The following is a 16242-nucleotide window of genomic DNA, read 5'->3' on the forward strand; positions in this document are numbered from 1 at the left end:
GGGTGACGGCAGGCAGGCAGTATCGGGAGCTGGGCGAGGCCGCCTGGGCATGGGTGTTGGACCAGGTCCGGGAGGCCGAAGGCCCCTGGCTGCCGGTCACGGTCCCCGAGGACGACGACGGGCACCCCGCCCCGCCGGAACACCGGGACTCGCTGTACTCAGGGATCGCGGGCCTGGCCCCGGTGCTGGCGGAGATCGCGCGCCACCGGCCGCTCGGCGAACGCGAACAGGCCCTGGCGGCGGGGATCGTGAGCCGCCTGTCGGCACGGGCCGCCGGCACGACGGAGCCCTCGCTCTACCTCGGCCTGGCCGGGCACGCCACGGCGCTGCGGCTCCTCGCGCCGGGCAGCGAGGCGCTCGTGCTGCGGCGGCTGGCCGAGCTGGCCACCCCCGACGGCTGGCGGACCACCAGTGCGTTCGTGCCGGGCTCGGACGCGCCGCTGAGCGACATCATCATGGGCGGGGCGGGCGTGGTGCTGACGGCGGTCTGGGCGGGCGGCGAGTTCGCGGAGCGGATGGCGGCGACGGGCGGCGAGGCCCTGCTGCGGATGGCGGACCGGACCGAGGCGGGCCTGGACTGGGGGATCGCGCCGAGCACGGAGTGGCGGCTGCCCAACTACTCGCACGGCACCGCCGGGGTGGCCGCCGCACTGGCGACGGCGGGCGCGGCACTGCACCGGGAGGACTTCGTGGCGGCCGCGGTGGAGGGGGCCCAACACGTGCTGTCCGTGGGCTCGTTGGCGGACGACGGCTTCATCGTCCCGCGCCGGATCCCGCCGTCCGAGCAGTCCTCGGACCCGGTGACGTACACCTGGTGCCACGGCCCGGCAGGCACCTCGCACCTGTTCGCGGCACTGGCGCACGCGGGCGTGACCGAGGTGGCGGGCCATGAGGTCGACGCGCTGCGGCAGCGGTGCCTGACCTCGATCCTCGCTTCGGGGGTCCCGCAACGGCTGCGGCCGGGCTTCTGGGACAACGACGGCCGCTGCTGCGGCACCGCGGGGGTCGGAGACGTCCTGCTGGACGCCGCACAGGACTGCGCGGGTACGCCGAGGGCGGACGAACTGGCCGGCGCCGCGCTCCGGATGGGCGACGCGCTGGTGGAACGGGCGGTCAAGGACACCACGGGTGCCCGCTGGCGCTTCCTGGAACACCGCGAGGATCCCCCGCTGCTGCCGCCGGGCACGACGTGGATGCAGGGCGCGGCGGGCATCGCGGCCTACCTGCTGCGCCTCGCACGGTACCTCGACACCGGTCCGCAGGCCCCGGTCGTGGACCGGCCGGACCAGTGGTGGGCGGTGCCGGCGCGGGTCCGCGGTCAGGCGGGATCGTCACAGGCGTGCCGCGCAAGCTTCTCGGCGGTCAGCGATCCGGGCCGGGCGTCGAACTCGTAGCAGTCCCGCGCGTCGGCGTCGCTGCCCGTGGACAGCCAGGCCCGGACGGTGGCCACGTCCACCCCCTGCACGCCCCCCAGGAACCGGATGCCCGGGGTCTGCCACACCGCCGCGCCGTACACGGCGGCCGCACTGCCCTGGGCGTAGGCGGCGCGGAGTTCGCCGACCACGTCGGCGGCGACCTCGGCCGACGGCCGGTACGTCCGGCGCAGCGCGTACGCCCCGTCCGAGTACTGCGACGGGTACGACGGCAGGTCGCCGCAGCCCCCGTCGGAGAGCCGATGGACCGAGACGGCGGGCGGCCGGACCCGGAACTCGTAGCAGCCGGTGGTCTCGGTCCTGCCCCAGATGACCGCCGGAGCGCCGCCCGTGAACCGGGCGGTCACGGTGACGCTGCGGCCCTGCCTGCGCACCTTCGTGACGGGGGCGATCCGGTCCCGGTCGATCTCGGTGCCGAACAGGGTGCCGTCGGCGGCGGACTTCCGCAGCCGCGCCCCGGCCTCGGCGGCGGAGGCGCGCAGGTCGGCGCGGGCCTGCTGCCGGTAGTAGGCGGGCCCGACGGCACCGATCCACACCCAGAAGCCGATCACCACCAGCAGGGCGCCCACGAGCACGGCCAGGCAGCAGTTCCACAGCCCGCCGACGGCCCCTCCCCTGCCGAGCGAACTCCCCCTGACCTCCTGGTCCTCCGCCACGAGCCGGTGCAACTCGCCCTGCCGTACGGCCCGCTCATGCCGATATGCCCTCAGTCTGTCGTCCCCCATGCCCTCAGGCTGCCCGGCCGGTCACCGGGCGACGGGCCCCGTTTCCGAGACGTGATCGATTCGGAGCCCGGACGGAGACCAGCCTCCGGCCGGCCGGGCGGCCTGCGCGCGTGACCGTGGCCGTCCGGACCACATGCGGGACCGTAGTCTGCCGGACCACATGCGGGACCGCGGCCTGCCGGCTGGCACACGCGGCCGCGGCCTGCCGGACGACACGCGGGGCCCTACGTCAGCCGAGTGTCGCCGTCGCCGTGTACGTCACCTCGTCGTCGGCGTGGTGGGCGGTGCCCCGGCAGGTGAGCGTCGTGGCGGTGGAGACCTGGGGGCGGGTGACCCGCCAGCGGACCGTGAGGCGCTCGCCGGGCTCCAGGCGGGCCGCGGTGGCCGCGTCCCGGGCGTGCACCGCCCAGCCGCTCGGGACGTCGAGGATCAGCCGGGCGGCGCTCCAGGGCCGGGCGGAGCCGTTGGCGAGCGTGGCGGTGACCGTGAACTCCGCTCCCCCGTCGCCGGCTTCGAGGGTCACGCCGAAGGGCTTGCGCGGGTACACCGGCGCCCACGACTCGCGCATCAGCTTCACCAGGGCGTCCGCCTGGGCGGGCCGGACGGCGGCGAGGTCGTGCTCCTCGCCGGGGTCCCGGGCGAGGTCGTACAGCTCCACGTCCCACTGGTCGTCCGGGGCCCGCAGGCTCTGGCCCGGCGCGAACCGGATCGCCTTGAGGTCGCCGCGCCGCAGCGCCTCGGCGAGCCGGTCGCCCCGGCCGTGGTCGGCGGCGTTCTGGCGCGCGGTGACGCCGTTGTGGTTGCGGTAGAAGTACAGGCTGTCGTGGCGGGCCGGGTGCGCGGAGCCGCGCAGGAGGGGGGCGACGGACAGGCCGTCGACGTCGGTGGGGGCGGGCGCGCCCGCCAGGTCGGCGAGGGTGGGCAGCAGGTCGGTGAGCGGGGTGGGCCGGTCCGTGGTGCCGGACCGGACGTGCCGCGGGGACCAGGCGATGAGCGGGACGCGGATGCCGCCCTCGTACAGGTTCCGTTTGAAGCCGCGCAAGGGCCCGTTGCCGTCGAAGAGTTCGGGGTCGGTGCCCGCCTCCTCGTGCGGTCCGTTGTCGCTGGTGACCAGCACGACGGTGCGGTCGGCGAGGCCGAGCGCGGTGAGTTGGTCGGTGACGGCGCCGACGAGGGTGTCCAAGGTGGTGACCTGGGCGGCGTGCCGTTTGTTGGGCCCGGTCCAGGGACGGTCGGCGTACTCGCCGAGGTGCGGGTCCTTGCTGGGCGCGTGCGGCAGGGTCGGGGCGAGGCAGAGCAGGAACGGCTCGTCGCGGTGGGTGTGGAGGAAGCCGAGCGCGCGTTCGGAGATCAGGTCGGGAGCGTAGACCTGCTGGGTGCCGCCCTTGTTGGCCGGGATCTCCTCGCGGGTGCCGTTGTGCCACAGGTACTCGGGGAAGTAGTCGTGGGCGTGGTGGTGCGTGAGGTAGCCGTAGAACTCCTCGAAGCCGCGGGAGTTGGGGTGGCTCGGCTGGTCGGGGGCGTTGGGTCCGAAGCCCCACTTGCCGATCAGGCCGGTGCGGTAGCCGAGCGCCCTGAGCGCCTCCGCGAAGGTGAAGTCCCGGTCGGTGAGGGCGCCCTGGCCGCCCGGCCCCCAGGGGTTGTTGCGTACGGTCGCGTGCCCGCTGTGCAGGCCGGTGAGGAGTGAGCAGCGCGAGGGCGCGCACACCGGGGCGGCTGCGTAGGCCTGGGTGAAGCGCAGCCCCTCGGCGGCGAGGGTGTCCAGGCGCGGGGTGTGCATCAACTTCTGCCCATAGGAGCCGAGTTCGCCGTAGCCGAGGTCGTCGGCGAGGATCACCACGAAGTTGAGCCGGTTCGACGGGGTCCGCGCGGCGGGTGCCGCCGCGGCCGGTTCGACGGTGTGCCGGGCGGGCTGTGCCGCGTCCCCGTCCTCGCACGCCGTGACCGCCGCGAGCGCGACGGGCGCGGTGGCGGCCCCGGTGAGGAAACGGCGGCGGCTGGGCATAGGAGTTCCCCCGGTGCGACGGCGGTGCGTGCTGCTGGACCGATGGTGACGGCGACCATCCGTCCAGGACCATGCACACGCTGTGAACGCTCTGTTGCGACTCGTAAGAGGGAATCCCGGGGTCGGAGGTTCCCCCTTCACGGCATCGGAATGATCACAGACGGACCCGGCGTCCTCCCGTCCGGGGACGCGGAACCGCACCGGGCGGACGCACCGGTCCCCGTCCCCGCCGGGTGTCGGGCGGGGACGGGGACCGGGTCCGTGCCGTCGGCTCAGGCGGGCAGTGCCGCGCGCAACCGCCGGTCGCGGGGCGCCGGTTTGCGGTCCAGGCGGGCGTCCAGGAGGCGCCGGGCCGCGTCGCAGCGGCCGCCCGCCACCAGGGCGTACAGCAACGTCTCCTCCACGACCTCCCGTTGGGCCGCGCTGCCGCCGACGCTGCGCAGCACCGGCAGCAGGGTGTCGAGCCCCCGGGCCGCCTCGTGGAAGCGCTCCTCGACGAGGTCGGCGAAGGCCTCGCACAGCGGCGCGATCACCTCCCGCTGCACCGGGTCGGCGGCCGCCGCGTGGTCGCGCAGCCTGCGCAGCGCGGGCAGGTCGCCGGCGGCGGTGAGGGCGACGGCCGCGTGCAGCGCGGTGAACGCGGTCGCGGGCCGTTCCAGCACCTCCCGGGCCACCGAGTCCAGGACGTCCGCCGCCGGCAGGTCCCCGTCCCAGCTGTCGCTGAGCCGGGCACGCCACAGCAGCGAACCGGAGTCCACCAGCGCCCGCACCCCGCGCACCCGGCCCGGCGCGAGCTGGGCGAACCAGCGGCGGCGGACCGCGGCCGGGTCGTCGAGGGCGAGTTCGTGCAGGGCGATGTGCCAGGAGAAGTGCGCCCGGTGGACCGCGCCCCGCCCGCGCCCGGACACCCAGCCGTCGAGCCAGTCGCGGCCCGCCTCGTGCGCCCCGGACTCGTAGTGGACGTGCGCCAGCGCGTGCACCGCGTGCCCGGACGCGGGCTCGGCGGCCAGCGCGCGGTGGGCCAGTTCCCCCGCCTCGTGCAGCCGGCCCTGCTCCTGACGCAGGAAGGCCAGCAGCGAGGTGTGGAACCAGTGCCCGTCGTGGGCGGGCGAGGTCAGGTCGAGCAGCCGCAGGGCGTCGTCGTCCTGCAGGTCGCTCACCCCGGAGAACGCGATGGTGGGCACGGCCGCCGCGAGCGCCAGCGCGTCCCCCGGGTGCTCCCGCAGATGCCGTACGAGCGCCTCGTCCCCGTCGTCACCGGTCACCCGGCGGGTGACCACGTCCACGAAGGAGCGCTCGCGTTCGTCGGCGCGCTCGCGGGCCGAGCGCTGGGCGTCGGCGAGGGCGCGCGGCACGTCGACGGCGGCGGCGCACTCGTGGCCGAGCAGGGCGAGGGCCGCGTGGCCGAGGGCGAAGCCGGGGTCGAGGGCGACCGCGCGGGCGAGCGCGTCCTCGGCGCCGGAGCGCACCTTGAGAACCCGGCCGAGGCCGCTCCGGTAGGCGGCGGCCGCCTCGGCGTGGGTCGAGAGGGGCAGCCCGTGGCCGTCGACGGGACGCCGGGACGCCCGCCCGCGCCCGGGGAGGGGCAGCAGCCGCTGGGCCAGCTCGGCGGCCTGGACGCGGATCTCGGGGATCGCCGTGGTCTCCCACAGCTCGCCCCGGCGCGGGGCTCCGAGCGTGAACAGGGGCCCCTCGGCGCGGCCTTGGGCGTCGAGGAGCCGGCCCTCGCGGGTGGCGGCGCCCATGCCCAGCGGTCCGGGGACGGCGAGGCCGGCGGTGAACAGGGCCTGCCACAACGGCGTGTCGAGACGGCGACCGGGTCCGGTGCAGTCGACCACCCAACCGACGCGCATCACATGGCCGTTGGACAGCTCGACCGTCAGGGGGCCGGCGTCGCCTTCGGTGACGCGGGCGACCGTGCCGGTGTGGACGTGCAGGCGGCGCGCGGTGCGGGCGCGGGAGACGTGCTCGGCGGTGGCCGGGGCCATCCGGTGACGGTGGGTGTTCCACAGGGCGCCCTCGCGGGCCAGGAACTCCTCGCGCTCCTGGGGGGAGAGGCTGCGCCACAGCCGTGCGGTGTGCGGGCGGAGGCTGTCCAGGCCCGGGCGCCAGTCACCGTGGGTGCGCACCGAGCGGCTCACATGGCGGTAGACGGCGCGGCGCAGCCGGCCCAGCGAGGTGTCGTCGAGGCCCTCCGGGGCGGGCATGGCGCCGGCCGGGCCGAGGGCGTGCGGCTGGGGCAGCAGCCCGCTGCGGGACAGGGCGTGCACGGTACGGCCGGGACGGTCGAGGGTGAGGGCGAGATCGACGGCGGTCAGGCCGGTGCCGACCAGCAGGACGTCCTCGGGGCTGTCCCGTACGGGATCCAGGGCGCCCGGCGCCCACGGGCCGGCGACGAATCGGTCCGAGGCGCGCAGGGCGGGCGGGGCCCAGCCTCCGGTGGTCCCGGCGGGGCCGGTGGCCAGGACCGCGCTGTCCGCCACCAGGGGTCCCCCGTCGGCGAGGTGGAGTTCCACCCGGCCGTCGGGGGTGCCGGTACAGGACTCCGCCCGGGTGCGCATGCGGCGGACCGCGACCGTGCCGTGGGAGCGGACGAGGGCCTGGCCGAGGGTGTCGGCGAGGTAGGCGCCGTAGCGGTAACGGGTGGCGAAGTCGGCGCCGGTGACGGTGGGTTCGCCGTGCCGGCACAGCCAGCGGAGGAAGTGCCCGGGGTCGTCCGGGTAGGCGCTCATGTTGCCGGCGGGCACGTTGAGGCGGTGCCGGGGGTCGTGGGTCGCGTAGGCGGTGCCCCGGCCCGCCTCCGGGGCCGGGTCGATCAGGACGAGGTCGAGAGGGGTCCGGCGGCGGTGCGCCGTCTCGCAGAGCTGGACGGCGGTGAGGGTGCCCGCCGCTCCGGCTCCCACGATGGCCACGCTCTGCCGCTTGCGGACGTCGGTCACGGAATACCTCCGGCGGGGGATCGGCGGACTGCTTCCTCACTGTTCCGAACTATTCCGATCGGACAGGTGGGGAAGCCATCCCGCGAGGGTGATCTCACGGGAAACTCAGGCCGCCGGTCGGGCGTTCATACTCTGTTCACGAACGGAGGCGGGGACAACCGGGGTTCCGGTCGACTCGTTCCGGCCCCGCGAGGCGACGCCCGGAGACGCCCGGCGCTCCTCATCCGAATCTCAGGGATCACCCCCGCGATTCAAAGGAACCACCCATACAACCGGCGCAGGATGCCCTGACACAGGTGGACAGTCAGGAAGGCGTGTCGTGGGCGTCCAGCACATATCGAACGGGTCCGGTCGGCAGTCGCGGAGGTGGACCCGGCGCGGGATCCTCGCCGCTCTCGGCGCGGTGCCCGCGGGGGCCGCGCTGGCCGGATGCAGTTCCTCGGCGGACGCCTCGGCCGCCACCGACGGCAAGGGCGCGACGGCCTCGGTCAAGTCCGCGACCAAGAAGGCCACGATCACCGTGACGCCGGTCTCCGGCACAAAGAAGGCCGACTTCACCAGCCCGGTCAAGGTCACGGTGACCGACGGCACGCTGGCCTCGGTGACCGTCGCGGGCAACGACGGCTCGGCGCTGTCGGGCACCTTCGACGACACGAAGACGACATGGACGTCGGCGAAGAACCCGTACTCGGGCACGAAGTACACGGTGACCGCGAAGGCGCAGGGCGCGACCGACGAGACGGTGGCCACCTTCACCACGAAGTCCCCGGGCGAGACCTTCCTCGGCTACTTCACGCCGGAGGCGGACTCCACGTCCGGTGTCGGCATGCCGGTGTCGATCAACTTCACGCACGCGGTCGCGGACCGGGCCGCGGTCCAGAAGGCGATCACGGTGACGGCCGAGCCGGAGGTCGAGATCGTCGGGCACTGGTTCAGCGACACCCGGCTCGACTTCCGCCCGGAGACGTACTGGGCGGCCGGCACCAAGATCACCCTCGGTCTGCGGCTGAAGGACGTCGAGGGGACGGACGGCGTCTACGGCACCCAGTCGAAGGACGTCACCTTCCACATCGGCCGGGAGCAGATCTCCACGGTCGACCTGTCGGCCAAGCAGATGGTGGTCAAGCGGGACGGCGCCACGTACGCCAGCTACCCGGTGTCCGGCGGCGACTCCGACCACACCACCTGGTCCGGGATCATGGTGATCAGCGAGCGGTTCAAGCAGACCCGGATGGAGTCCTCCACGGTCGGTCTCGGCGACGAGTACGACATCTCCGACGTCCCGCACGCCCAGCGCCTGACCACCTCCGGCACCTTCGTGCACGGCAACTACTGGGCGTCCACCTCGGTGTTCGGCAGCCAGAACACCAGCCACGGCTGTGTCGGCCTGCACGACGCCAAGGGCGCGAACGACTCCTCGGTGGCCGGCTACAAGTTCTACGAGAGCTCGATGCTCGGCGATGTGGTGATCGTCAAGAACTCCGGCGAGAAGACCGTCGAGGCCTCCAACGGCCTCAACGGCTGGAACCTGTCCTGGTCGGACTGGAAGGCCGGCAGCGCGGTCTGATTCCCCCGGCGCCTTCACCGCCTGAACTCCCCCGGGAAACAAGGAGATTCTTTGTTTTAACTCTTGACGACCGCAGGCACGGAGAGCACATTGGGCCCACTTTGAGAGCGCTCTCAGCACCGCCTCCCGGCGCTCTCGAAGGCATCCCGCGCACCCCCACTCCGTACCCGAGAGGCACCCCATGAGTGAAACCTCCGGTATACCCCCTGCGCACCACAGACGGCGGCGCTCCTTCCGCCGTGCCCTCGTCGCCGTACTCGCCACGATCGGTCTGGCGGCAGCCGCCGCCACGACCGCGACCCTCCCCGCCAGCGCCTCGGCACCCGGTGTGCCGTCCGGCTGGAGCCAGGTCTTCCTCGACGACTTCAACGGCACCGCCGGCACCGGCGTCTCCACCTCCAACTGGCAGTACGACACCGGGATCTCGTACCCCGGCGGCCCCGCCAACTGGGGCACCGGCGAGGTCGAGACGATGACCTCCAGCACCTCCAACGTCGCCCTCGACGGCAGCGGCAACCTGAAGATCACCCCGGTCCGTGACGCGTCGGGCAACTGGACGTCGGGCCGGATCGAGACCACCCGCACCGACTTCCAGCCCCCGGCCGGCGGCAAGCTGCGCGTCGAGGCGCGGATCCAGATGCCGAACGTCACCGGCAACGCCGCCCTCGGCTACTGGCCGGCGTTCTGGATGCTGGGCGCGCCCTACCGGGGCAACTACCAGAACTGGCCGGGCGTCGGCGAGCTGGACATCATGGAGAACGTCCAGGGTCTGAACAAGGTCTGGGCGACCATGCACTGCGGCACCAGCCCCGGCGGCCCCTGCAACGAGACCACCGGCCTCGGCAACTCCACCGCCTGCCCCAACACCACCTGCCAGTCCGGCTTCCACACCTACTCGATGGAGTGGGACCGCTCGGTGAGCCCCGAGGCGATCCGCTTCTACGTCGACGGCGTCAACTACCAGACGGTGACGGCCGGTCAGGTGGACGCGACCACTTGGGCGAACGCCACCAACCACGGCTTCTTCGTCATCCTGAACGTGGCGATGGGCGGCGGCTTCCCGGGCGCGTTCGGCGGTGGCCCGACCAGCGCCACCGAGTCCGGCCACCCGATGGTCGTCGACTACGTCCAGGTGCTGCAGGCCAGTGGGAGCGGTACCACCACCCCGCCGACCGGCAACCGGGACGCCTACAGCGCGATCCAGGCCGAGTCCTACGACGGCCAGTCCGGCGTCACCGCCGAGACCACCACCGACACCGGCGGCGGCCAGGACATCGGCTACCTCGCCAACGGCGACTGGACCCTGTACAAGGGCGTCAACTTCGGCTCCACGGCGGCCACCCAGTTCTACGCGAGGGTGGCGAGCGGCGCGGCCTCCGGCGTGAGCGGCCTGGTCCAGGTACGTCTGGACAGCCCGTCCAACGCCCCCGTCGGCAGCTTCGCGGTCGGCAACACCGGCGGCTGGCAGACCTGGACGACGGTCCCGGCCAACATCAGCGCGGTGACCGGCACCCACGACGTCTACCTGACCTTCAGCAGCGGCCAGCCGGCGGACTTCGTGAACGTGAACTGGTTCGACTTCGGGCACTAGGCGCACAGCGCGGGGCTCCTCCGGGGCCCCGCACTCGGAGCCGTCAGGTGCAGACATGCGGGCTGATATTCAGTAGCCAAGGTTGCGGAGAAGGCGCTGCCGTCCCGCACATCACCCCCGTCGGTCCAGGGCATGGAGCCGTGTCCGAGTGGGCATGTGCTGTTCGCCTGACGACCACGGGGGGCGATGGCCATAAGTCCCAGACGACGACGCGAGCCACTGATTCTGGCGTCCGGGCCCGTTCTGGGAGCCGGTGTGGGTGCGGTCACGAACATCGTCACCGCCACCTGGAGCTGGTGGCTCTTCGGCACGCTGCTCGTCCTGGTCACCATGGCGGCCGCGGGCGCCGCTCTGGTGCCGGGCGGCAGCCCGACAGCAGGCGATCCCGTCCCGGACGACGCGTCCGCTGACCACGACGGCGGCCCGAACACGCTCCCGCCGGGTACGGCCGTGTTTGCCGGCCGCGACAGCGAAATGGAGCGGCTGCTGACCGCAGAGCCTCCCGCGGCCGCGGCACGGCCACTCGTCTGCCTCGTCACAGGCCGTTCGGGAAGCGGCAAGACGGAGTTCGCGGTCCAGGCGGCGCACCTCCTCGTCGACCGCTACCCGAACGGCCGGCTGTTCTTCGGGTACCGCAGCCACGCCGAGCCGGCGGGTCGGCTCCGCCCGCAGGACGTTCTCGCCTCGGTACTGGCCATCGTCGGAGCGGCTCCGGCGACGACGGACCTCGATCTGGAGAGCATGAGCAGCCAATGGCGGTCCGCCGTCGGGAACGGGCGATTCCTGATCGTCCTCGACGATGTGACCGAAGCCGCCCAGGTGCGCCACCTGCTGCCGGCATCCGCCCACTCGATGGTCATCGTCACCAGCCGGCACATGGTGCCCGGTCTGGACGCGGACCTGCACGTCGAGGTCGATGCCCTGAGCGAGGACGCGGCCCGGTCCGTAATCGGCGACATCCTGCGCCGTGGTTCCCGCGTGGTCGACCGCAGCGTGATCGACGCGTTGGTTGCCATGTACCGGCTGCCGCTGACCATCCGGCACATCGCCGACAGAATCGTCGCCGAGCAGACCCCGTTGGCCCTGCGCACCGAGCCGCACCTCACCCCGGGCGCCGACGGCCGCGAACCGCTGCCGGCGACGATCGAGGCGTTGGCACCTGTGGACCACCTGGTCTTCCGTCGGATGGCGGTCCACCCCGGACCCCACGTCACCGCCGAGATCGCGGCCGCCCTCGCCGACCTGCCGGTCCCGGAGGCAGCGCGGGCGCTCGCACTGCTGCATCAGCAGGGTCTGGCCATCAGGCCTGATCCGCACGGTTTCGGCTTCCACGACCTCGTGCGATCGCTGGCACAGCGGGAGCACTCACGCCGGGACGATCCCGCAGCGCGCGACCAGACCCGCGAGCGGCTATTCCGGCTCGTGGCCGAGCAGTTGGCGGTTGCCAACCGGGGTATCCATGCCTCCTTCGTCATGCACGTCCGCCAGGCCGACGGGCGGGAACCTCAGGCGTCGATGGCCGAGGACGAGGCTCTCAAGTGGCTCCGGAACTACTTCGACGACTTGCGGTCGGTTGCCCGGCTGGCCGTCGACTGCAGCTGGCCCCGCAGCTGGCAACTGACCGCGGGGTTGGCCTACTTCATGCGCATCCAACGGAACATCCCGCAGGCGGAGGAGCTGAACGACTCCGCGTTGCAGCTCGCTCTCGCCTCTGGAGACGAAGCCGGGCGCGCCCATTGCGGTGTCCAGTTAGGCATTCTGCATCGCGCCTCGGGACGGTATCGGACCGCCCTGGCGTTCGCCGAGGATGCGAGGGACATCTTCGACAGACTGGGCGACTCGCGCAACGAGGCGTACTGCGCGTGCGAAGTCGGCGTGAACCTCTACCATTTGGCCGACTACGCATCGGCGCGGGACAAGATGGTGGCTGCCGTCGACTTCTTCCACCGGCATGCGAGCGAGTGGCGCGGCGAGGCCAACGCTCTCGGAGTCCTCGGGATGATCAACAGGGCGACGGGGGACTACCGAGAAGCACGGTCCAGGCTGGACCGGGCGATGCGCATCTACCGTGCACAGGGGAACCACCGCAATGTGGCATGGATCCTCATCGAGCTCGGCACCGTCGACCGGCTGACCGGAGACTACGACAGTGCGCAGACACGGTTCGCGGAGGCCCTGCGGATCAACTCCAGTGCCTCGGACCGGAACGGCTGCGCCTGGGCCCGGCGTGAGCTGGGGATCCTGGAAAGGATCCTCGGACACCACTCCGAGGCACAGGTCCTGCTGGACGAAGCGTTGCGGGAGTTCACCGCCCTGGACGGCCAACGGAACATCGCGGATGTGAACGTCGAACTGTGCACGCTCCACAGGGAGGCCGGGGATCTTGACACGGCGCGGGATCACGGCGACAGGGCACTGCGGACCTACGAACGACTGGAGAGTCGACGCGGCGCTGCCTGGGCGGAAGTGGAACTGGGCGTCATCGACCGCGACGAGGGTGATGTGGACTCTGCAGCCCTACGGTTCGAGCGGGCGGGTGACATCTGCGCACGCATCGGTGACCGTTCCGGCGCCGCCAGGGTCCTGCTGGAACGCGGCAGACTCGCGCTGATCCGAGGGGAGCGGCATACGGCGACGCAGTGTCTTGAAGACGCCCTGGTGTCCTACACCGAGCTCGGCGCGGCGCAGGCCGCTGAGGCCCGGGATCTCCTCGCAAGGTAAGAGAACCGGTCATAGGCGCAGAGCAGTCCGGCAGGAACGGGCCGCGCCCGCGGTCGCGCCAGGCGGAACCGATCCGGCACCGGCCGGCCGCATGTGCACAGCACGGCCCGCCGCCTCAGCGCAGCTCCGCCCGGAACGCCACCGGGGTCTGACCCGTGTGCAGGTGGAAGAACTTGGAGAAGTTCGCCGCGTCCGGGAAGCCGATCGCCGCGCCCACCCGGCCGATCGGGAGGTCCGTGTGGGCCAGCAGGCGTTTGGCCTCCAGGACGACCCGCTTGTCGATGAAGCCCTTCGGGGTCTCCCCGGTGGCGGCACGGACCGCGCGGACCAGGGTGCGGCGGGAGTAACCGAGGGCGTCGGCATAGGCGCTGACACTGTGGTTGGTGGCGAAGTCCTCCTCCACCGCGTCCCTGAAAAGGGTGAAGGTCGTATCGGCCTGGCGGCGGGCCGCCTCCGCCGAGCTGGCCGCGAGATGCGCGAGCCGCAGCAGGAGCGCGGTGAGCGAGTGCCGCAGGACCGAGGTGTGCAGGCTCAGGGGGAGGGTAGCGGTGTCCTCGTACTCGCGTTGCAGGTTGGCGAGTGACGCCCGCAACGCGGTGAGCTGGGGCGCGTCGGGGCGGAGCAGGGGCGGCAGGTCGTAGCGGTAGAGGCCGGTCGCCTCCACGATCGCCCTCGGCAGGAAGCCGGGCTGCATGGTCAGGACACTTCCGCGGTACTCGCAGGTCCGCGAGAAGCGGTGCACCTGTCCGGGCCGGATCCACAGCAGGTCACCGGCCTGTGCCTGGTACTCGGCGAAGTCGATCATGTGACGGACCGGGCCCTCGGTGAAGAGCATGACCACGTGGAAGTCGATGCGGTGGACGCGTTCCAGGGGGGCGTCGGCGTGCCACATGCGCTCGGTCCCCATCGGGCCGACCTGTATGCCGACACCGCCGACGCTCAGATCCACCGGGAAGGGGAAGGTTCTGATTCCGTCATCGTCGCCCGCCCCTTCGGGCGTTCTGTCCGCCATGTCCTTCTCGTGCCGTCCCTGTCGAAGATCCGTGTCCCACTTTCACCACAGGCTGACACACTCCGACCTTCCTTCCAAAAAGTCAGACTTTTAGTTTTGAACGCGTCAGGCCAGCCAGAACGCTTCTAACGAGGACTTCTTGAAGATGAGCACGCAGACATCAGACGGCTTCGAGTGGACCGACCTGGACCGGCGTGCCGTGGACACCGCGCGCCTTCTCGCGGCCGACGCCGTGCAGCAGGTCGGCAACGGGCATCCCGGCACCGCGATGAGCCTGGCCCCGGCCGCGTACACGATCTTTCAGAAGGTGATGCGGCACGACCCGGCCGACCCGGAGTGGACCGGGCGGGACCGTTTCGTCCTCTCCCCCGGCCACACCTCGCTGACCCTCTACACCCAGCTGTTCCTCGCCGGGTACGAGCTGGAGCTGGACGACCTCAAGGCGTTCCGGACGCACGGCTCCAAGACCCCCGGCCACCCCGAGTACGGCCACACCGCCGGTGTCGAGACCACCACCGGCCCGCTCGGGCAGGGCGTCGCCAACGCCGTCGGCATGGCGATGGCCGCCCGCTACGAACGCGGCCTCTTCGACCCGGAGGCCCCCGAGGGCACCTCCCCCTTCGACCACACGATCTGGGCGATCGTCTCCGACGGCGACCTGGAGGAGGGCGTCTCCGCCGAGGCCTCCTCGATGGCCGGCCACCAGAAGCTCGGCAACCTGGTCTTCCTCTACGACGACAACCACATCTCCATCGAGGGCGACACCGCGACCGCGTTCTCGGAGGACGTGCTGAAGCGGTACGAGGCCTACGGCTGGCACACCCAGCGCATCGAGCCGACCGCCGAGGGTGACGTCGATGTTCACTCCCTGTACGCGGCCCTGAAGGCGGCCCAGGCGGAGACCGAGCGCCCGTCGATCATCGCGATGCGCACGATCATCGCCTGGCCCGCCCCGAACGCCCGGAACACCGAGGCATCCCACGGCTCCGCGCTCGGCGCGGACGAGGTCGCCGCCACCAAGCGCGTCCTCGGCTTCGACCCGGAGCGGACCTTCGAGGTCGCCGACGAGGTGCTGGCCCACACCCGCCGGGCGCTCGACCGGGGCGCCGAGGCGCACGCCGCCTGGGACAAGCGCATCGCCGAGTGGCGCACCGGGAACGAACAGCACGCGCGGCTCTTCGACCGGGTCGTCGCCGGCCAGCTCCCCGAGGGCTGGGAGTCCGAGATCCCCGTGTTCGAGGAGGGCAAGGCCGTCGCCACCCGGGCCGCCTCCGGCAAGGTCCTGCAGGCGCTCGGCCCGGTGCTGCCCGAGCTGTGGGGCGGCTCCGCCGACCTCGCCGGCTCCAACAACACCACCATCGACAAGACGTCCTCCTTCCTGCCGAAGGGCAACCCGCTGCCCGAGGCCGACCCGTACGGCCGTACCGTCCACTTCGGGATCCGCGAGTTCTCGATGGCCGCCGAGATGAACGGCATCGCGCTGCACGGCAACACCCGGATCTACGGCGGCACCTTCCTGGTGTTCTCCGACTACATGCGCAACGCCGTCCGCATGGCCGCGCTCATGCAGCTCCCGGTGACCTACGTCTGGACCCATGACTCCATCGGCCTCGGCGAGGACGGCCCCACCCACCAGCCGGTCGAGCACCTCGCCTCGCTGCGCGCGATCCCGGGCCTGAACGTCGTCCGCCCGGCCGACGCCAACGAGACCGCGACGGCCTGGGCCGAGATCCTGAAGAGGCACGCCACGCACCCCGCCCCGCACGGGCTCGCGCTGACCCGCCAGGGCGTGCCGACGTACGCGCCGAACCCCGACGCGGCCAAGGGCGGCTACGTCCTGCGCGAGTCGTCCACCGAGACCCCGGAGGTGATCGTCATCGCCACCGGCTCCGAGGTGCACCTCGCCGTCGAGGCGCGGGACCTCCTGGAGGCCGAGGGGATCGGTACCCGCGTGGTGTCGATGCCCTCCGTGGAGTGGTTCGAGGAGCAGCCCCGCGAGTACCGCGAGCGCGTCCTGCCGCCGGCCGTGAAGGCGCGGGTCGCCGTCGAGGCCGGAATCGGCCTGACCTGGTACCGGTTCGTCGGCGACGCCGGCCGGATCGTCTCCCTGGAGCACTTCGGCGCCTCCGCCGACGCCAAGACCCTGTTCGCCGAGTTCGGCTTCACCGCCGAGCACGTGGCCGCCGCGGCCCGCGAGTCCCGCACGGCCGCCCGTACCGCCTGATCCACCAGCCAGAAACAGTTCAGTA

Annotated in this window: 9 protein-coding genes; 5 read left to right on the top strand and 4 right to left on the bottom strand. The window is 72.3% G+C overall.

What is annotated here, in order from left to right; all coding sequences use genetic code 11:
• The first annotated feature begins 2 nt into the window (after positions 1-2).
• The gene (locus ACZ5K7_RS13615) at positions 3-1394 is read left to right on the top strand and encodes a lanthionine synthetase LanC family protein (RefSeq protein ID WP_468913180.1); all 1392 of its coding nucleotides are present in this window, start codon (positions 3-5) and stop codon (positions 1392-1394) included.
• On the opposite strand, the gene ACZ5K7_RS13620 is transcribed toward ACZ5K7_RS13615, so the two are convergent.
• The 3 genes from ACZ5K7_RS13620 to ACZ5K7_RS13630 form a co-directional block, all read right to left on the bottom strand.
• Positions 1319-2158, bottom strand: coding sequence for a hypothetical protein (locus tag ACZ5K7_RS13620; RefSeq protein ID WP_468913182.1), 840 nt, complete (start codon positions 2156-2158; stop codon positions 1319-1321). The two genes, ACZ5K7_RS13615 and ACZ5K7_RS13620, sit on opposite strands and share 76 nt — an antisense overlap.
• A gap of 229 nt (positions 2159-2387) precedes the next feature.
• Positions 2388-4163, bottom strand: a complete 1776-nt coding sequence (locus ACZ5K7_RS13625; protein WP_468913184.1) for a sulfatase-like hydrolase/transferase — start codon at positions 4161-4163, stop codon at positions 2388-2390.
• 272 nt (positions 4164-4435) lie between these two features.
• Positions 4436-7102: an FAD/NAD(P)-binding protein gene (locus tag ACZ5K7_RS13630; RefSeq protein WP_468913186.1), complete on the bottom strand. Its 2667-nt coding sequence runs from the start codon at positions 7100-7102 to the stop codon at positions 4436-4438.
• A gap of 319 nt (positions 7103-7421) precedes the next feature.
• On the opposite strand from ACZ5K7_RS13630, the gene ACZ5K7_RS13635 reads away from it, so the two are divergent.
• From ACZ5K7_RS13635 to ACZ5K7_RS13645, 3 genes are all read left to right on the top strand, one after another.
• Positions 7422-8669, top strand: coding sequence for a L,D-transpeptidase (locus ACZ5K7_RS13635; RefSeq protein ID WP_450973001.1), 1248 nt, complete (start codon positions 7422-7424; stop codon positions 8667-8669).
• A 181-nt stretch (positions 8670-8850) separates the two neighbouring features.
• The gene (locus tag ACZ5K7_RS13640; protein WP_468913188.1) at positions 8851-10260 is read left to right on the top strand and encodes a glycoside hydrolase family 16 protein; all 1410 of its coding nucleotides are present in this window, start codon (positions 8851-8853) and stop codon (positions 10258-10260) included.
• Between the two features lie 255 nt (positions 10261-10515).
• Complete coding sequence (locus ACZ5K7_RS13645; protein WP_351699354.1) at positions 10516-12981, top strand: tetratricopeptide repeat protein; 2466 nt, start codon at positions 10516-10518, stop codon at positions 12979-12981.
• A gap of 115 nt (positions 12982-13096) precedes the next feature.
• Here ACZ5K7_RS13645 and ACZ5K7_RS13650 read toward each other — a convergent pair whose 3' ends face one another.
• A complete protein-coding gene (locus ACZ5K7_RS13650; protein WP_351699352.1) occupies positions 13097-13993 on the bottom strand; it encodes a helix-turn-helix domain-containing protein in 897 nt (298 codons plus the stop codon).
• 145 nt (positions 13994-14138) lie between these two features.
• Between ACZ5K7_RS13650 and tkt the strand changes: the two genes are divergently transcribed.
• Positions 14139-16217 carry a transketolase gene (gene tkt, locus ACZ5K7_RS13655; RefSeq protein ID WP_351699350.1) on the top strand — a complete coding sequence of 693 codons (2079 nt, stop codon included), beginning with the start codon at positions 14139-14141 and terminating at the stop codon, positions 16215-16217.
• The last annotated feature ends 25 nt before the right edge of the window (positions 16218-16242 follow it).

This window comes from Streptomyces sp. NPDC031497 (assembly GCF_055580905.1).